This window comes from Paenibacillus sp. OV219 (genome assembly GCF_900110075.1).
GTDB lineage: Bacteria > Bacillota > Bacilli > Paenibacillales > Paenibacillaceae > Paenibacillus_Z.
Window position 1 is genome coordinate 318,114 of the sequence record NZ_FOCJ01000003.1, and the last position, 16,540, is coordinate 334,653.

Consider the following 16,540-nt stretch of genomic DNA (forward strand, 5'->3'; position numbering starts at 1 on the left):
AGTATTTTTCCTCGGAAAAACATGAAGGAGGTACACCAATGAGCAAGGGGCATGTAGTCCAGGTAACAGGTCCGGTTGTCGACATCGCGTTCGAGAACGGTCAATTGCCTGAGATTCTTAATGCGATAAAAATTGAGAAAAAAGCTGAAAATCCAGGCGAAGTGAACATCAATCTTACGGTTGAAGTTGCAACTCACCTCGGTGATAACCTGGTTCGCTGCGTTGCGATGTCTTCCACTGACGGTCTTGTCAGAGGTACAGCAGCTGTTGACTTGGGCAAACCAATCACAGTACCTGTTGGACCAGCAACACTTGGTCGTGTATTTAACGTACTCGGCGATCCAATTGATAACAATGGTGATGTTGACCGTACGCTCGCTAACCCGATCCACCGTCAAGCTCCTCCTTTCGAAGAGCTGTCGACTTCCCAAGAAATCTTGGAAACAGGAATTAAAGTTATCGACCTTATGGCGCCTTACTCCAAAGGTGGTAAAATCGGTCTCTTCGGCGGTGCGGGCGTAGGTAAAACCGTAACGATGCAAGAGTTGATTCACAACATCGCACAAGAGCACGGTGGTATCTCCGTATTCGCCGGCGTTGGTGAGCGTACTCGTGAAGGTAATGACCTTTACCACGAGATGAGAGACTCCGGCGTTATCAACAAAACAGCGATGGTATTCGGTCAAATGAACGAGCCTCCAGGTGCGCGTCTTCGCGTAGCTTTGACAGGTTTGACAATGGCTGAGTACTTCCGTGATGAAGAAGGCAAAGACGTACTTCTGTTCGTCGACAACATCTTCCGCTTCACGCAAGCTGGTTCCGAAGTATCCGCATTGCTCGGCCGTATGCCGTCCGCGGTAGGTTACCAACCAACGTTGGCAACTGAAATGGGTCAACTGCAAGAGCGTATCACTTCAACGAAAAAAGGTTCCGTTACTTCCATTCAAGCAATCTACGTTCCTGCCGATGACTATACGGATCCGGCTCCGGCAACGGCGTTTGCTCACTTGGATGCAACGACTAACCTTGAGCGTAACATCGCAGCGATGGGTATTTTCCCAGCCGTTGACCCGCTCGCTTCGTCTTCCCGTATCCTGACACCAGAAATTCTTGGCGAAGAGCACTACCAAGTAGCGCAAACCGTTAAGAAAGTTCTACAACGTTATAAAGAGCTTCTAGATATCATCGCGATCCTCGGCATGGACGAATTGTCTGAAGAAGACAAGCAAGTCGTTCACCGTGCGCGTCGTATTCAAGTGTTCTTCGCGCAACCACTTCACGTTGCGGAAGCGTTCAATGGTATCCCGGGCTTGTACGTTCCTGTAAAAGAAACAGTACGCAGCTTCAAAGAAATTCTTGAAGGTAAGTACGACCACCTTCCAGAATCGGCATTCCACAACGTCGGAACGATCGAAGATGCTGTTGCTAAAGCGGAAAAACTTGCTCAAGAGGTTTAATCGCTCATAGCTAGGGAGGTAATATCGTGAGCTCCTTTTTATTGGAAATTGTAACGCCTGAGCGTAAGGCTTACGCTCAGGATGTAAATATGATTATCGTCAAAGGCTCTGAGGGTGAACTAGGTATTCTGCCTAACCACATTCCAATGGTAACGCCTTTGAAGATTGCTGCTGTCACGATCAAGAAAGACCGCTCCGAAGAGGTTATCGCTGTTAACGGCGGTTTCCTTGAGATCCGGAAGGATAAAGTGGTTATCTTGGCTGAGAGCGCGGAGCTGCCTGGCGACATCGATGTTGCCCGCGCAGAATCAGCGAAGCAGCGTGCAGAACAGCGTCTGAACGGCAAACGCGACGAGTACGATCAAGTTCGAGCTGAGCTTGCTCTACAGCGTGCGCTTAACCGTATCGGTGTTGCAGGCCGCTAATCATACACAAATAAAGACTGATTTCTTTGCAGATTACATCTGCAGGGGAATCGGTCTTTTTTTGCGTTTTATCGACAATTTTAGAGTATAATGACAGCAATAGTGGCATTAAGAGACTAATGGCATAGGAGCATGCATGATGATAGATATTCACACACATATTTTGCCTGGCATTGATGATGGGGCAGGGAATTTGGAAGATTCGCTTGCGTTGGCTAGAGCGGCTGTTGCTGAAGGTATTACGGGATTAATTGCTACTCCGCATCATGCGGATGGAAGATATATGAATAATGCTTCTTTTGTCTCTGAACAAGTAGAGCGATTGAAGGAAGAGCTGGCAGCTCGCCAGATCCCGCTTGAACTATTCGTGGGGCAAGAGATTCGTGTACATAGCGATATGCTAGACGTTTGGAGTGCTAAGGAGCTTGCTACACTGGCTGGATCGAAATATATTTTGCTTGAGATGCCGTCAGCGTCCGTGCCTTCAAGAATGCTAGAGTATATACACGAGTTTGTTATTATGGGGATCAACCCCATCATTGCCCACCCCGAACGTAACGCAGAAGTCGTAAAGTATCCTGATAAGCTTAATGAAATGATAGAGGCTGGGGCATATGGCCAAATGACGACTCACTCTCTATTAGGCGGCTTTGGGAAACAGATTGAGCGCAGGGCGTGGCAGCTTTGCAGAGAAGGGCTTATTCATGTGATCTCCTCTGATGCTCATCATATGGAGCGCCGTGGCTTCCGATTGAGGGAAGCGTATGACAGAGTGAGTAAGGAACTAGGGGTGGAGATAGTGAAGACCTACTTGGATAATTCCGAATCGGTAATAAGTAATAGAGATCTAATAGAGCCATCCGTAAAAAGTAACAAATCAAGGGGAAATAGCTGGTTTAAACTGCCAAATTTCTTCCATAACATTGACCGTTGATAGGGCCGAGTGGTAATATTGGTGGTGATTGTTACATATAGCGGCAAATTAAGACAAAATATATGACTGAGGTGATTTGATAGTGTCTATCAAAAGAAAAATAGCGGTAACAACGCTTGCAGCCAGTCTCGTAACTGGTTCCTTGGCAGCATTGCCATACAGCGATAAAGGCTTGGCTGAGCAATTTGGACTAGTTAATGTTGCTTCTGCGGATGCATCCCCATATGATGCATTTTTGAACAGACTAGATAACATTTATCCGTATCTTACTGATGGTGATGTTATTACAATTAATAGTTTAAGAACTCAAATTTCTACTTTGGACAATATTAGTAAGATTGATCCATTAATGGCACTTCTACCTGGGGATCTTCAGGGCGATGAGGAATTCCAACAAGGTCTGTTCAATACGTTCAAAACGCTGGGATTGATTATGTATAGCACAAGCGCTGATCAAGTAAATGGCTATCATTCTAATCCAGCACTTGACGTCGCTTTGGATTACTTGGCGGGTCAAACAGAAGTATCTAGGCTGACTGCTGATGACTTGGCTTTGTTCATCAATGCAGTAGAGACAGCGCTCTTGGATAACATAAGCGACATTGAGAACATAAATGATCTATTTGACGATGAATCAGGCAGCCTTGTAACTGGGCTTGTAAAAGCATCGTTAAGTGATGTATTGAGCAACGATGATTTGAAAGTAAGCCAAGTGCTCAATTGGATTAAAGACAATACAGACATCTCGAGCAACGAACTGGCTGAAGCTGTGGCTGAAACCTTTGCAGGCTTCTCGACAGATCTTACTTCCGGGGGAGCAGCAACCCAAGCGCTTATGGTTGCCTTTGTAAACGCAGAAGCAACAGATTCACATGTCACTTCTTCTAACGGCCGTACGAAAACTTATTCACTTAAGGTTGATAACATCAAGCTTCCAAGTTATTTGGTTGAATGGAGCGAAGTCTCCAGCAGCTCTAATGTTACAGTGTCGGAGGATGGTCAAGTAGAACTGACCAGCGGCACTTCTGGTTCAGCGGTAATTAAGGCCTCGTTCTTGGGTAGAGAGGTATACACCAATGTTAATGTTTCGTTCAGCATTTCTAATAATAATGATAACACCAGCACTCCACCGCCAGTAACTCCTCCAACTCCAACTACTGTTGAACAGTTGAAAGAGCTGAAGGACAAGATTGCTAGTGCGACAGGAGAAGAGAAAACGAAGCTTGTTCAGGAAGCGGTGACTAAAGCTACTGAAGCGATCAAAGCGCTGAGCAACGTTCCATTGAAGAAAGAAGTAGTGGATGGCGTTCTTGTCGTTAGCGTTGATAATGAAGCACTTCAGAAACAGTTTGATGATATTAAGGCAACTATTGATGCACTGAAAGAAGCTGCTCCAGGTACAGAAGGCTCGTTGCCTAGCTTCAGCCTAGAATTAGAAGTTCCGGAGCTGCCGGGCGGAGCTGGGTACGTTACAACCGGTATTAATAGCAGTTCACTTGCAAAAGCAAAGGCGCTCGGTATTACAAACTTGGAGTATAGCTCCTCCGGGTTCAAAGCAAACTTCCCGCTAACTGCGCTAGTACCTTCTAGTACTGGAGCACAGTTAGCTAATCGCCTTGTTAACTTTGCCGCAGCGTCTAAGTATGAAGCGACGCCAGTTGTTGCTTCTACCGATGAAACAATCAAGTTTACGATTAAAACAAGCACAGCTACAGCAGAATTGCTAGGTTCCAAGAAAGCGGCGTCTGATGTCTATGAAATCAGCGTAACTGCTGGAGATAAGCCTGTTGATCTATCCGGACAGCAAGTGAAGGTGAGCTTCCCGCTGAAGAATGTTGCGGGACTTGATAAAGAATTGCTGTCGGTTGCTAAGGTTGCTGATGGCAAGCTGGTATTCGAAGGCGGCGTAGTTGTTGGTAATACCCTCGTAGAGAATACGGATAAGCTTGGTACGTTCGTCGTTGTCGAGAACAAGGTTGAGTTCAATGATATCTCGAAGGTAAAAGCATGGGCTGGCCGCCAGATCGAAGTGTTAGCTGCTAAAGGTGCAATTGAAGGCCGTAAAGCGGGTGCATTTGAACCGAACGGTCAAGTAACTCGTGCAGAGTTCGCGAAGATGCTCATCCGCGCTTTGGACCTGGACAAGACTGCTGTAACAGGAAAGTTCACGGATGTGAAGGCAACTGACTGGTTCGCTCCATATGTAGCGGCAGCTGTCGAGGCTGGCATCATTAACGGCCGTACGGAAACAACATTCGTTCCGAACGCAACGATTACGCGTGCAGAGATGGCTGTCATGGTCGCTCGCGCACTCGAAGCGACTAAAGGTGTTAAAGCTAGCGCTGATGACCTGAAGGCGCTTGAAGCGTTCAAGGACGCTGGCGACATCAATGCATCACTGAAGGATGGCGTAGCATTCGCAGCAAATAAAGGTTTGGTTGTTGGTGATAAAGGCAAGTTTAACCCTAACGCAACAGCGACTCGTGCCCAAGCGGCAGTAACGATCTACCGTGCGTACAATTTCAAGGGCTAAAAAGTAAGTATGAATGCAGTTATGAATATACATCCTCCTTCAATGGGGGATGTATATTACTTTATTGATCAATTACATCCAAATTAACCCAAAATTAAATATAGAAAATGTGAGGGATATAACGTGCAGATGGAATTAGAGCTCCGAGACTACATCCAGATCATTATGAAACGAAAGTGGATGATAGTGGCCATTGTACTCGTTTGTTCAATGGCATCGGGGTTGTACAGCTACTTCATGATACAGCCGACCTATGAAGCAACGACAAAGATTGTAGTAAACCGTACGGCAACAGATAGTTCTGTTAACGACTCAAACCTTATCAACGAAGTCAATGCCAATCTCCGCTTGATCGATACGTACAAGGAAATTATTAAGACACCTGCCATTATGGAAGTTGTGGCGGAGCAGCATCCGGAGTTTAACTTGATTGCAGATGACCTGATTAAGAAAGTGAAGGTTAGTTCTGTTAATAATACGCAAGTGATGACCTTGAATGTACAAGACCCTTCCTATGAGACAGCTGCCCAAATTGTGAATGCGATCTCTCTCGTCTTCAAGGAACAAATCCCTACTATTTTCAACGTGAAGAACGTAACGCTCTTGAACTTGGCTGATCTGCATCCAGTTAAACAGCCCGTACCGGTTAATATGAAATTAAAGCTGAATGTAATCTTAGCGTTCGTAGTATCTTTGATCGGCGCAGTAGGTATAGCATTCCTGTTGGATTATTTGGATGACACCATCAAGACGGAAGCAGATGTAATGCGGTTCCTCGAGCTCCCCACACTTGGTCAAATTGCACGAATGGATAATCAGGGACTAGACCGGAAACAAGCAACTACAGCTCGAAAAGCAAAGGCGGGTGAAGTCAAGCATGTCTAAGTTGGCGAGTAAGAGGCGTCTCATCTCGTTGGTCGAACCCAAGTCCCCCATATCGGAAGCCTATCGCTCTCTCCGCACCAATATTGACTTCTCATCAGTTGACGACAAGGTTCAGGTCATTATGGTAACTTCGGCATCTCCTGGTGAAGGGAAGTCGACAACAATTGCAAATTTGGCGGTTGTCTATGCGCAGGCCGATCGGAGCGTAGTGCTCATCGATGCGGACATGAGGAGACCGACCAGTCATCATACGTTCAGATTAAGTAATCGTCATGGCTTATCCTCCGTATTGTCTCGTCAATGTGAAGTAGAGGAGGCAGTGCAAGCAACCGATATCCCGAATCTCTCTATAATGACTTCAGGTCCAGTACCGCCTAATCCCGCAGAAATGTTGGCATCGAAGCGTATGAGCTTGTTAATTGAGCAATTACGTGAACAGTTTGATGTCATTCTTGTTGATACTCCTCCTACACTCGCAGTTACTGATGCTCAAATCGTTTCTACGAAATGTGATGGCTCCCTGTTAGTACTGGAATCCGGTAAAGTGAAGCGCGATATGGTCGTGAAAGCGAAACAGCAGCTTACCCAGGTTAATGCGCGTATTCTTGGGGTCGTTCTTAATAATGTCAAGCAGAAGAACGGTGACGGGTACTACTATTACCACTATAACGACGCAAATAAATAGTCCTAAAGTATTGTTATAATAGACAAAAGGGTCTATTATATATTTGGGTATATTGTCGGATTATGCCAAATGAGTGAGAATAATGACCTAATTACCCATGATATAAACAAAAGGTGATGTCTACTGAACCTCTATCACATGCAGGCACTCGATTACGCTGTGGGCAAATTGCCTTAGACGTTCATCGTCAAGGGTGTAATGTGAGGATGGGTTCAATGCCCTTTATTTGGATGAGAGAAAATCCTATATAAAAAGACGAGCTATGCTTTTTATATTTATGAAAAGTATAGCTTATTTTTTTATCTGCAAGTGATTGATGGAAGAGGGTGAGGAAGATTGAAGAAGGTTAGAAAAGCAATCATTCCAGCGGCGGGCCTAGGGACAAGATTCTTGCCGGCAACAAAGGCGATGCCCAAAGAAATGCTTCCGATTGTCGATAAACCTACAATCCAATACATCGTAGAAGAAGCTGTTGCATCAGGGATTGAAGATATTATTATCGTGACAGGCAAAGGAAAGCGCGCGATTGAGGACCACTTCGACAGTGCATTTGAGCTGGAAACAAACCTCATGGAGAAGGGCAAGCTGGAGCTGCTTGGAGAGGTACGCAAATCGTCTAGTGTAGATATTCACTATATTAGACAGAAGGAACCTAGAGGCCTTGGCCACGCAGTATGGTGTGCACGTAAGTTTATCGGGGATGAGCCATTCGCTGTCCTTCTTGGTGATGACATCGTTGTTGCAGATGTACCATGTACGAAACAGCTTATCACTCAGTATGAGAAAGTGCAGCGCTCCGTTGTTGGTGTTCAAGCGATCTCCATTGAACAAACGGAACGCTATGGGATCGTTGATCCACGTGAAGCAATCGGCAAGCTCTATTCAGTAAATCGGTTTGTTGAGAAGCCGAAGTTAGGTACAGCACCTTCGAATTTGGCGATTATGGGAAGATATATTCTAACCCCTGACATATTTGATTATCTAGAGAGCCAGGAGGCAGGAGCAGGCGGAGAAATTCAATTGACCGATGCGATTCAGAGGTTGAATGAAGTTCAAGGTGCTTATGCGTATGATTTTGACGGAAAACGTTATGACGTGGGTGAGAAGCTCGGCTTTATTACCACTATGATTGATTTTGCACTTGCAAATGTAGAGCTGCGAGCTCCTCTATTAGCGGCACTTGAAGAAGTTCTTAAACAAGAACGAACGAAGAAATAGAACTGGAAGCGGGTGGGAATAATGGGCTTATCCTCACGGCAAAGCGATGGGGATGTAATCTTAGAACGCAGCCTCTCTGCTTCAATCCAACCAGCAGAAAGAACAACGAACTTCTCCTTCTATCTCATGATGAAACGTGTGATGGATGTTATAGGAGCGATGCTTGGACTAATTTTCTTAATACCGCTGTTCATTGTCATAGCGATTATAATCAAGATCGAGGACCCGAGTGGTCCTATATTTTTTTATCAGGTACGAGTCGGGAAGAACGAAAAGTCGTTCCGTATGTACAAGTTTAGATCCATGGTTTCCAATGCGGAAGAGCTCCTCGATGGGCTATTGGAACAGAACGAAGTTAGTGGAGCCATGTTCAAGATGAAAGAAGACCCGAGAATTACTAGTGTGGGCAAGTTCATTCGAAGAACGAGTATTGATGAACTACCGCAGCTTTGGAACGTCATTCGGGGCGACATGTCTCTTGTTGGACCAAGGCCGCCTCTTCCGCGTGAAGTCGACGAATACACAAGCTATGACAAGATGAGGCTGCGAGCTACGCCAGGCTGCACGGGACTATGGCAGGTAAGCGGAAGAAGCCAACTAAGCTTTAATGAGATGGTTGAGCTGGATTTGATGTACATAGAACAAAGAAGTGTTGCCTTTGATATCAAGATTATTTTTAAGACCGTAAAAGTACTGCTAGGATCAAATGATGCTTTTTAACATCGAAATCTTCAGTTCAGAGGTGTAGGTATGGAGATAGGTTCGAAGATATATATAGCTGGACACAGAGGCTTGGTCGGTTCAGCAATAACGAGAGTATTAGAAGAAAGAGGCTATCAGAATCTTATCTATCGCACTAGTTCAGAATTGGACCTGCGGGAGCGTGATCAGGTTCAGAGATTCTTTGAAGAGAACGATATTGACTATGTCTTTCTAGCTGCCGCTAAAGTAGGCGGTATTGTTGCAAACAATGAATATCCTGCGGATTTCATTCGAGATAATTTGCTTATTCAAACAAACGTGATCGATTCTGCATATCGTGCCGGGGTTAAGAAACTATTGTTTCTAGGTTCCACATGCATTTATCCCAAGTTTGCGCCTCAACCATTGAAGGAAGAGTATCTGCTGACGGGAGAGCTCGAACCTACTAACCAACCTTATGCCATCGCGAAGATCGCTGGTATTAATATGTGCCAATCTTACAATCGCCAATACGGAACGAAGTTTATCTCAGTAATGCCAACGAATATGTATGGACCGAATGATAACTTCGATTTAAAGACATCTCATGTATTGCCTGCACTTATTCGAAAGTTTCATGAGGCCAAAGAAGCCGAAGCACTAACTGTTGAGGTATGGGGGACGGGCAAGCCAAAACGCGAGTTTTTACACTCAGACGATCTGGCGGAAGCGTGTCTATTCTTAATGGAACATTACGAGGACAGTGAAATCGTCAACATTGGCGTAGGTGAAGATATCTCTATCAAAGATTTGGCTTTTCTCATCAAGGATGTGGTCGGATATGAGGGGGATGTTGTATTTAACACTTCCGCACCGGACGGCACACCAAGAAAGCTGGTCGATGTAACGAAAATTAACGGACTCGGATGGAAAGCAACAATACCGCTTGAGCAAGGAATTCGAGCTGTTTATGAAGCATTTCAGGCTGAACAAGTGGTAAGACAATAACATTCATGAGATAGGGTGGGAATGATGGGTAAGTGTGCACTAATTACTGGAGTAACCGGTCAGGATGGCTCCTATCTAGCTGAGTTTCTATTAGATAAGGGTTATGAGGTACATGGTGTTATTCGTCGCAGCTCGTCATACAACCAGGAGCGGCTGGAGGATATATTGTCCGAAGAAGAAGCGAGCAATATTATGAGCAATAAGAACTTTCATCTCCATTATGGCGATGTGACCGATGCGCTTAACGTTACCCGATTAATAAGCGAGATCCGCCCGGATGAAATTTATAACCTCGCAGCACAGTCGCATGTCCGTGTCTCCTTCGATATGCCAGGTTACACCTTGGACGTCGATGGCAAAGGCACTTTGAATATTCTAGAGGCTGTAAGGCTTCTGGGAATGACAGATAAGACTCGTGTATATCAGGCATCTACCTCCGAATTGTTTGGGAAGGTTCAAGAAGTTCCTCAGAAGGAAACGACTCCATTCTATCCTCGTTCCCCATATGGCGTAGCCAAAATTTATGGATTCTGGATTACCAAGAACTATCGCGAATCGTATAACATGTTTGCCGTCAATGGCATTCTATTCAATCATGAATCCGAGCGCCGCGGAGAGACCTTTGTTACCCGGAAAATCACACTGGCAGCTACCAGAATTGCACAAGGCAAGCAAAAGAAGCTGCAGCTCGGCAATTTGGAGTCACTGCGTGACTGGGGTTATGCCAAGGACTATGTCGAGTGCATGTGGCTGATCCTGCAGCATGACAAGCCGGAGGATTTCGTTATCGCTACAGGAGAGATGCACACGGTACGTGAGTTTGTGGAGCTGGCATTTAAGCATGTAGGCATCCAAATCGAATGGCAAGGTAGCGGTGTAGAGGAGAAGGGCATTAACAAGTCTACGGGCGAAGTTATTGTTGAAGTAGATCCTACCTTCTTCAGACCGGCCGAAGTTGAACAGCTGCTAGGTGATCCGACGAAAGCTAAGACCTTATTGGGCTGGAATCCTACTAGAACCTCCTTCGAGGAGCTGGTAAGTAAGATGGTTCAATACGATATGGCCAAAGTCAGCACGGAAGAAGGAAGTAAGAAAATGTTCGATGGGGTGTTGGTGTAGAACAATGACAAGCTCAGAAGCAAATGCGAAGAAAAAGTTGCTTATCTACGCGCACTATTACCACCCTGATGTCGCATCAACAGGTCAAATTCTGAAAGAACTAGCGGAAGGCATGCTTCCTTCCTTCGAAATAACGGTTATTTGTGTAGTTCCCTCCTACACTGGGGCGGTGGCTGCCGAGTATAAGACTAGGATGTTTTATTACGAAGAAATGAATGGAGTCAAGGTCATTCGAATTCGCGTTCCAGAATTCACAAAGAGCAGCAAGCTCAGCAGGGTTAAGAACATTGTTTCTTACTTTGTTGGCGCAATGATTGCAACGTTCAAAGCTGGCAAGATGGATTATGTCTATTCCATTTCACAGCCACCTATCCTTGGCGGGCTGATTGGAGTATGGGGCAAATGGGTGAAACGGGCCAAGTACATTTACAACATCCAGGATTTCAACCCTGAACAAACGATAGCTGTTAAATATAGCGACAATAAACTGATTCTGAACGCCATGCTGTGGTTTGATAAATTTAGCAGCAGAAGTGCTGATAAGGTTATTTTAGTTGGCCGAGATATGGTCGAAACGCTAAAAGCTAGATTCCAAGGCAAGAAGGTGCCTAATCATACCTTTATTAATAACTGGATCAATGAGAAGGAGATTTATCCTCTTCCAGCGGATCATGAACAGGTATTGGCCTTTAAGCGAAAGTATGGATTAGTAAATAAATTCGTCATTATGTATTCTGGCAACATCGGCCTTTATTATGATCTTGAAAATATGATGCCTGTCATCAAGAGGTTCAAGGATCGTAATGATGTGGTGTTTGCCTTTATTGGAGAAGGATCTGTTCGGCATCAACTAATCAGCTATAAGGAAAAGCATGATCTTGAGAATGTCGTCTTTATCCCTTATCAGAAGAAGTCTGATCTCATTTATAGCCTAAATGCAGGTGATGTTCATTGGTGCATTAACGCTCAAGGTATTAAAGGTATCTCCGTTCCGAGTAAGCTGTATGGCATCATGGCAGCAGGGAAACCGATATTAGGAGTCTTGGAACAGGGTTCTGAAGCTCGTTTGATAATGGAAGAATCGCAATGTGGTTATGTGACGGAACCGGGAAGTTACAATGAAGTTGAAGCCATTATTAATCGTCTTCTAAGTGAGAAAGATAGCAGCGTTCGATCAGAGATGAGTGAGCGAGCAAGGGCCTACTTGGTTAAGAATCTTACGAAGGATGTATCTATTAACAAGTATATTCTTGAAATTAGTAATTAACAGCTGAGGGCGATAGATATGAATAGTAATTGGTTTAAGCTCGTAATGAAGGCGACCAAAGTGAGGTATGGAAAGAACCTTTTGCTAAAAGGAATGCCAGTTATCTTCAATAAGTCAGGGGCGGAATTAACGATCGGTAATAATGTGACGATTAACTCGTCATTCTTGTCCAATTTAGTGGGACTGTATCAGAGAACTATTATTGTGACACGTACGTCTGAGTCGAAAATCTCTATTGGAAACAATGTGGGTATTTCGGGTGCAACAATCTATGCGAGAAACTCTATCAGCATAGGTGATAATACACTGATCGGTGGAAATGCCAAGATCATGGACAATGACTTTCACCCTATTGAAATTGAGGCAAGGAATGCAGATATTAAAGAGAAGATTGGTGCCAAACCAATAACTATAGGTAAAAACTGCTTTATCGGTTGCAACTCTTTAATCTTAAAAGGAACTATTCTAGGAGACGGCTGCGTAGTAGGTGCAGGTGCAGTAGTTAGTGGTGTTTTTGAAGATAATTGCGTAATTGCTGGAAACCCGGCGAGAGTAATTAAAAGATTGTGAGTTGGACCAAATGAGCAAAAAAAGAATATGTTTCATTGCCCAGTTTCCGCCGCCTATCCATGGATTGTCTAAGGCTGTTGATACACTTTACAACTCAGAATTAAAGAACGAGTTTGGATTCGAGAAAGTGGATATTACCAACAACAAAATGTTTCTTCGCAATCTCTATACCATTTGGAAGAGTAAAGCGGAGCTGGTTTACTTTACAATTAGCCAGACCAAAGGAGGGAATATTAGGGATTTATTATTATTGAGTTTATTGAAGATGCGGAGAAAGAAATGTATTGTTCACCTGCATGGAGGCTATTACCGTAAATTAGTGGATCATGATGTCGGCAAGTTACAATCACGTTTGAACTATTATGCGATTAACTCACTAGAAAATGTAATTGTTCTCTCTGATTCTATGAAATCTATTTTTACCGGAATGATTACAGAAGATAGAATCCTGGTTGTTCCGAATTGTATAGATAATGATTTACTAATGACGGAATTAGAGTTTGAGCAGAAGATTAGATTAGTAGAGGATAAGCAATCTCTAGATGTGCTCTATCTCAGTAACTTCATTAAGACCAAGGGATATCTAGAGGTTCTTGAACTAGCGAAAATAGAACAAAAAAGAATTGATTCAGGAGAAAAGAGAAAATTTCACTTTCACTTTGCTGGTAAGTTTTTTAGGAGCGAGGAGAGAGAGTTTTTCCTCGAATTTATTGATGATAATGGATTAAGTAATGTTATTACTTATCATGGTGAAGTTAAGGGGACTCAAAAGAAAGAATTGTTGAAAATGTGCGATATTTTCACTTTAATTACTCGTTACCCGAACGAAGGACAGCCTATTTCCATTATTGAGGCAATGGGAAACGGTATGACCATAGTAACAACAAATCATGCTGGAATTCCGGATCTAGTGAAAAATGGTGAGAATGGAATTGTCGTAACGGAGACGGAACAACAGAAACTATCGGAACTTTATAACCGATTATATTGTAATCAGGAAACCATGATTAACAATAGAACGGTTATCTTAGAGACATTTAAAGAATCTATATATATCAATAATTTCCGTTCAATCTTCAATAGAAAGTTGAACCATGAACACAGAAACTAAAATAGTTATCGATAGTTGGTGCTTTGTTTATTATGCTCAAATTAATCTCAACTAAATTGCCGTTGCTGGAGCCCTTTTTAAAACTTAATAAAAGTCAGGGTACCATAGCCCAAAATATACTCTGGTTGATGATTGAAAGGGTTCTTAAGCTTATAGTAGGTGTTCTAGTTGGTGTATGGATGGCTAGATACTTGGGACCCGAACAATTTGGCCAATTAAATTATGTAATTGCATTTACCGCATTAGTTATTCCTATTTCAAACTTGGGTTTAGACTCCATAGTAGTAAGAGATATAGTGAATAAGCCTGCAGCGAAGAATGATATCTTAGGCACTGCTTTTTTGTTGCGGTTGGCATCAGGATTGGTTGCTCAAATCGTTATTATTATACTTTACTTTTGCTTCTCTTATAATGACGGTATTTATAAGGTCATCATGCCGATTATAACGGCTGGTATTGTATTTAAAGCTTTTGAAGTAATAGATTTTTGGTTCCAGTCGCAGGTGCTATCAAAGAATGTTGTGAACGTACGGCTATTAAGTTTCTTTATTATATCCGCAATGAAAATTATATTAATATGGCAGAAAGCGACATTACTAGAATTTTCCGTTGTAGTTGCTCTTGAAATACTCCTCGATGCTGTTGCATTAGTAGGGATATATTTATATACGAGAAATTCTATTAGCAAATGGCGCTTTAGCCTTACATACGCAAAAAAGCTTCTTATACAATGCTGGCCAATGGCCATTTCATCTGTATCTGTCATGCTTTATATGAAGATAGATCAAGTTATGATTGGTAAAATATTAGGGGATAGTGATTTAGGGATCTATTCAGCAGCAACAAGAATTTCAGAGATCTGGTATTTCATCCCTGGTGCTATTGTGAGTTCCTTAACTCCCTCGATTGTAAAGGCAAAGCAGATGAATGAAAGCAGATATCTGAAAAAAAACCAAAGCTTGTTGGATTTGTGCACACTACTGGCCTATGTATTGGCATTACCAATGACATTTTTATCGAACTTCATTATTTTACTCTTGTATGGATCGGAATATAAGGAAGCAGGCTTGATACTCGCCATTCATATATGGTCTGCAGTTTTTGTTTTTTTAGGGGCTGCAAAAAATCCATGGATTATAAGTGAGGGCCATTTAAAAATTAATTCGACTGCCACAGCTATTGCTTGCCTCGTTAATATAGGCTTAAATTTTATTTTACTGCCTACTATGGGAGTAGTAGGTGCTGCAGTTGCCACATTAATTTCGTATGGAATTGCTAACTTTTTCATTTTTCTCCTTAGCGTTAAAACAAAAGTGCTGGCTCGCATGATGATTAAAGCATTGCTACTGAAGAACTTTATTTTAATTTTTAGAAAGAAATAGTGTATGGGATGCAAGTAGACAAGCATCCTTTTTCTGTGTCTAGGAAAGACTATATCAATTAATTCACCATTCAATTGTTGAATTATTAAATTGAGGTGGAAGGAATTGAAAGTTGCATATTTTACTCATTACTCTGAAATGTATGGTGCGAATCAGTCATTATTCTCGCTGGTTCTTCAACTTCGGTATAAGGGGATAGAACCTGTTGTCATTTGCCCTTCACAGGGGCCACTAACGGATAAACTTGAAGAGACAGGGATTAATGTTTTAATTATTCCCTTTAGACCATGGGCATCTAAAAATAAAAGTAGATTTAAAAAGAGTGTTAAGCGATTATACAACCAAAATGCAGCAAGAAAAATTACAAAGGTACTTAGAAAATTAAATATAGATTTGGTTCATACTAATTCAAGTGTTATTTCAATTGGAGCGATGGCAGCAAAGTTATTGAAACTGCCTCATGTTTGGCACATAAGAGAGATGCTTGAAGAGGATTATAACATATCATTTGAAAATGGGTATTCGGAGTCAGTAAGGTATATAAATAATTCTTCTTCGAAGGTGATATGTATATCTGAAGCGGTATTTTCGAAATATAAAAACGATATCGATCATGATCGAATAACAGTTATTTATAATGGAATTGATGAAAATAATATTATTTATAATGATGAAAACCGTCCTAATGTTAGCGAGAATATCAATCTTCTGATAACAGGAATTTTAGTTAAAGAGAAGGGACAAGCGGAAGCAATAAGAGCATTAGCTGTATTAAATTATACTTACAACATGAATTGCAGGCTTAATATTGTAGGTGATGGTCCGGAGCTAGAGTTTCTTAAGGAAATAGCTTTACAGTTGGGTGTAATTGATAGAGTAAAGTTTCATGGATTTATTACCGGCAGCCAAATGGATGAGATTAGGAAAGAAAGCGAAGTAGCGCTCGTATGTTCCCATTGCGAGGCTTTTGGAAGGGTTACAGTCGAAGCGATGTTAGCCGGAATACCTGTCATCGGCGCTAATACAGGTGGAACAGTGGAGCTCATTAAAGATGAAGTAAACGGGCTTTTATATAATCTTGGAGATCCGCAGCATTTGGCTTTGCAAGTAAGAAAGTTAGTAACTAATCAAGAACTGTATGCAAGTGTTAAAGTTAATGCAAGAACTCGTAGTTTAAAGGAATTTACAGCTCATAGAAATTCAACTCAGATCATGAGTGTCTATAAAAGTATTGTTCAAACAAATAATTCAGAAAGGAGTTAATT

The 16,540-nt window shown here is 42.5% G+C and carries 15 protein-coding genes; all 15 read left to right on the top strand.

Features of this window, described 5'->3' with window-relative positions; genetic code table 11:
• Window positions 1-38 precede the first annotated feature (38 nt).
• The 15 genes from atpD (at window position 39) to BMY11_RS11220 (ending at window position 16,538) form a co-directional block, all read left to right on the top strand.
• Window positions 39-1,457, top strand: a complete 1,419-nt coding sequence (gene atpD, locus BMY11_RS11150; protein ID WP_090575260.1) for a F0F1 ATP synthase subunit beta — start codon at window positions 39-41, stop codon at window positions 1,455-1,457.
• Window positions 1,458-1,483: 26 nt separating this feature from the next.
• A complete protein-coding gene (locus tag BMY11_RS11155; protein ID WP_090575263.1) occupies window positions 1,484-1,882 on the top strand; it encodes a F0F1 ATP synthase subunit epsilon in 399 nt (132 codons plus the stop codon).
• A gap of 136 nt (window positions 1,883-2,018) precedes the next feature.
• Entirely contained in the window at window positions 2,019-2,816 is a 798-nt protein-coding gene (locus BMY11_RS11160; RefSeq protein ID WP_143069245.1) for a tyrosine-protein phosphatase, read from the top strand.
• Window positions 2,817-2,898: 82 nt separating this feature from the next.
• Window positions 2,899-5,349: an S-layer homology domain-containing protein gene (locus BMY11_RS11165; RefSeq protein WP_090575269.1), complete on the top strand. Its 2,451-nt coding sequence runs from the start codon at window positions 2,899-2,901 to the stop codon at window positions 5,347-5,349.
• 129 nt (window positions 5,350-5,478) lie between these two features.
• Window positions 5,479-6,234, top strand: a complete 756-nt coding sequence (locus BMY11_RS11170) for a YveK family protein (RefSeq protein WP_256217419.1) — start codon at window positions 5,479-5,481, stop codon at window positions 6,232-6,234.
• A complete protein-coding gene (locus BMY11_RS11175; RefSeq protein ID WP_090575274.1) occupies window positions 6,227-6,919 on the top strand; it encodes a CpsD/CapB family tyrosine-protein kinase in 693 nt (230 codons plus the stop codon). Before BMY11_RS11170 ends, BMY11_RS11175 begins: the two co-directional genes overlap by 8 nt.
• A 336-nt stretch (window positions 6,920-7,255) precedes the next feature.
• Entirely contained in the window at window positions 7,256-8,137 is an 882-nt protein-coding gene (gene galU, locus BMY11_RS11180) for a UTP--glucose-1-phosphate uridylyltransferase GalU (protein ID WP_090575277.1), read from the top strand.
• A gap of 21 nt (window positions 8,138-8,158) precedes the next feature.
• On the top strand, window positions 8,159-8,857 hold the full coding sequence (locus tag BMY11_RS11185; protein ID WP_090575279.1) for a sugar transferase: 699 nt from the start codon (window positions 8,159-8,161) through the stop codon (window positions 8,855-8,857).
• Between the two features lie 30 nt (window positions 8,858-8,887).
• A complete protein-coding gene (locus BMY11_RS11190; protein WP_090575281.1) occupies window positions 8,888-9,826 on the top strand; it encodes a GDP-L-fucose synthase family protein in 939 nt (312 codons plus the stop codon).
• Between the two features lie 24 nt (window positions 9,827-9,850).
• Window positions 9,851-10,945, top strand: coding sequence for a GDP-mannose 4,6-dehydratase (gene gmd / locus BMY11_RS11195; RefSeq protein ID WP_090575731.1), 1,095 nt, complete (start codon window positions 9,851-9,853; stop codon window positions 10,943-10,945).
• 4 nt (window positions 10,946-10,949) lie between these two features.
• Entirely contained in the window at window positions 10,950-12,212 is a 1,263-nt protein-coding gene (locus BMY11_RS11200; RefSeq protein ID WP_090575284.1) for a glycosyltransferase family 4 protein, read from the top strand.
• An 18-nt stretch (window positions 12,213-12,230) separates the two neighbouring features.
• Window positions 12,231-12,782: an acyltransferase gene (locus BMY11_RS11205; RefSeq protein WP_090575287.1), complete on the top strand. Its 552-nt coding sequence runs from the start codon at window positions 12,231-12,233 to the stop codon at window positions 12,780-12,782.
• Window positions 12,783-12,792: 10 nt separating this feature from the next.
• Window positions 12,793-13,893, top strand: coding sequence for a glycosyltransferase family 4 protein (locus BMY11_RS11210; RefSeq protein WP_090575733.1), 1,101 nt, complete (start codon window positions 12,793-12,795; stop codon window positions 13,891-13,893).
• Between the two features lie 32 nt (window positions 13,894-13,925).
• Window positions 13,926-15,275: a flippase gene (locus BMY11_RS11215; RefSeq protein WP_090575290.1), complete on the top strand. Its 1,350-nt coding sequence runs from the start codon at window positions 13,926-13,928 to the stop codon at window positions 15,273-15,275.
• A 105-nt stretch (window positions 15,276-15,380) separates the two neighbouring features.
• Entirely contained in the window at window positions 15,381-16,538 is a 1,158-nt protein-coding gene (locus BMY11_RS11220; RefSeq protein ID WP_090575293.1) for a glycosyltransferase family 4 protein, read from the top strand.
• Window positions 16,539-16,540 lie beyond the last annotated feature (2 nt).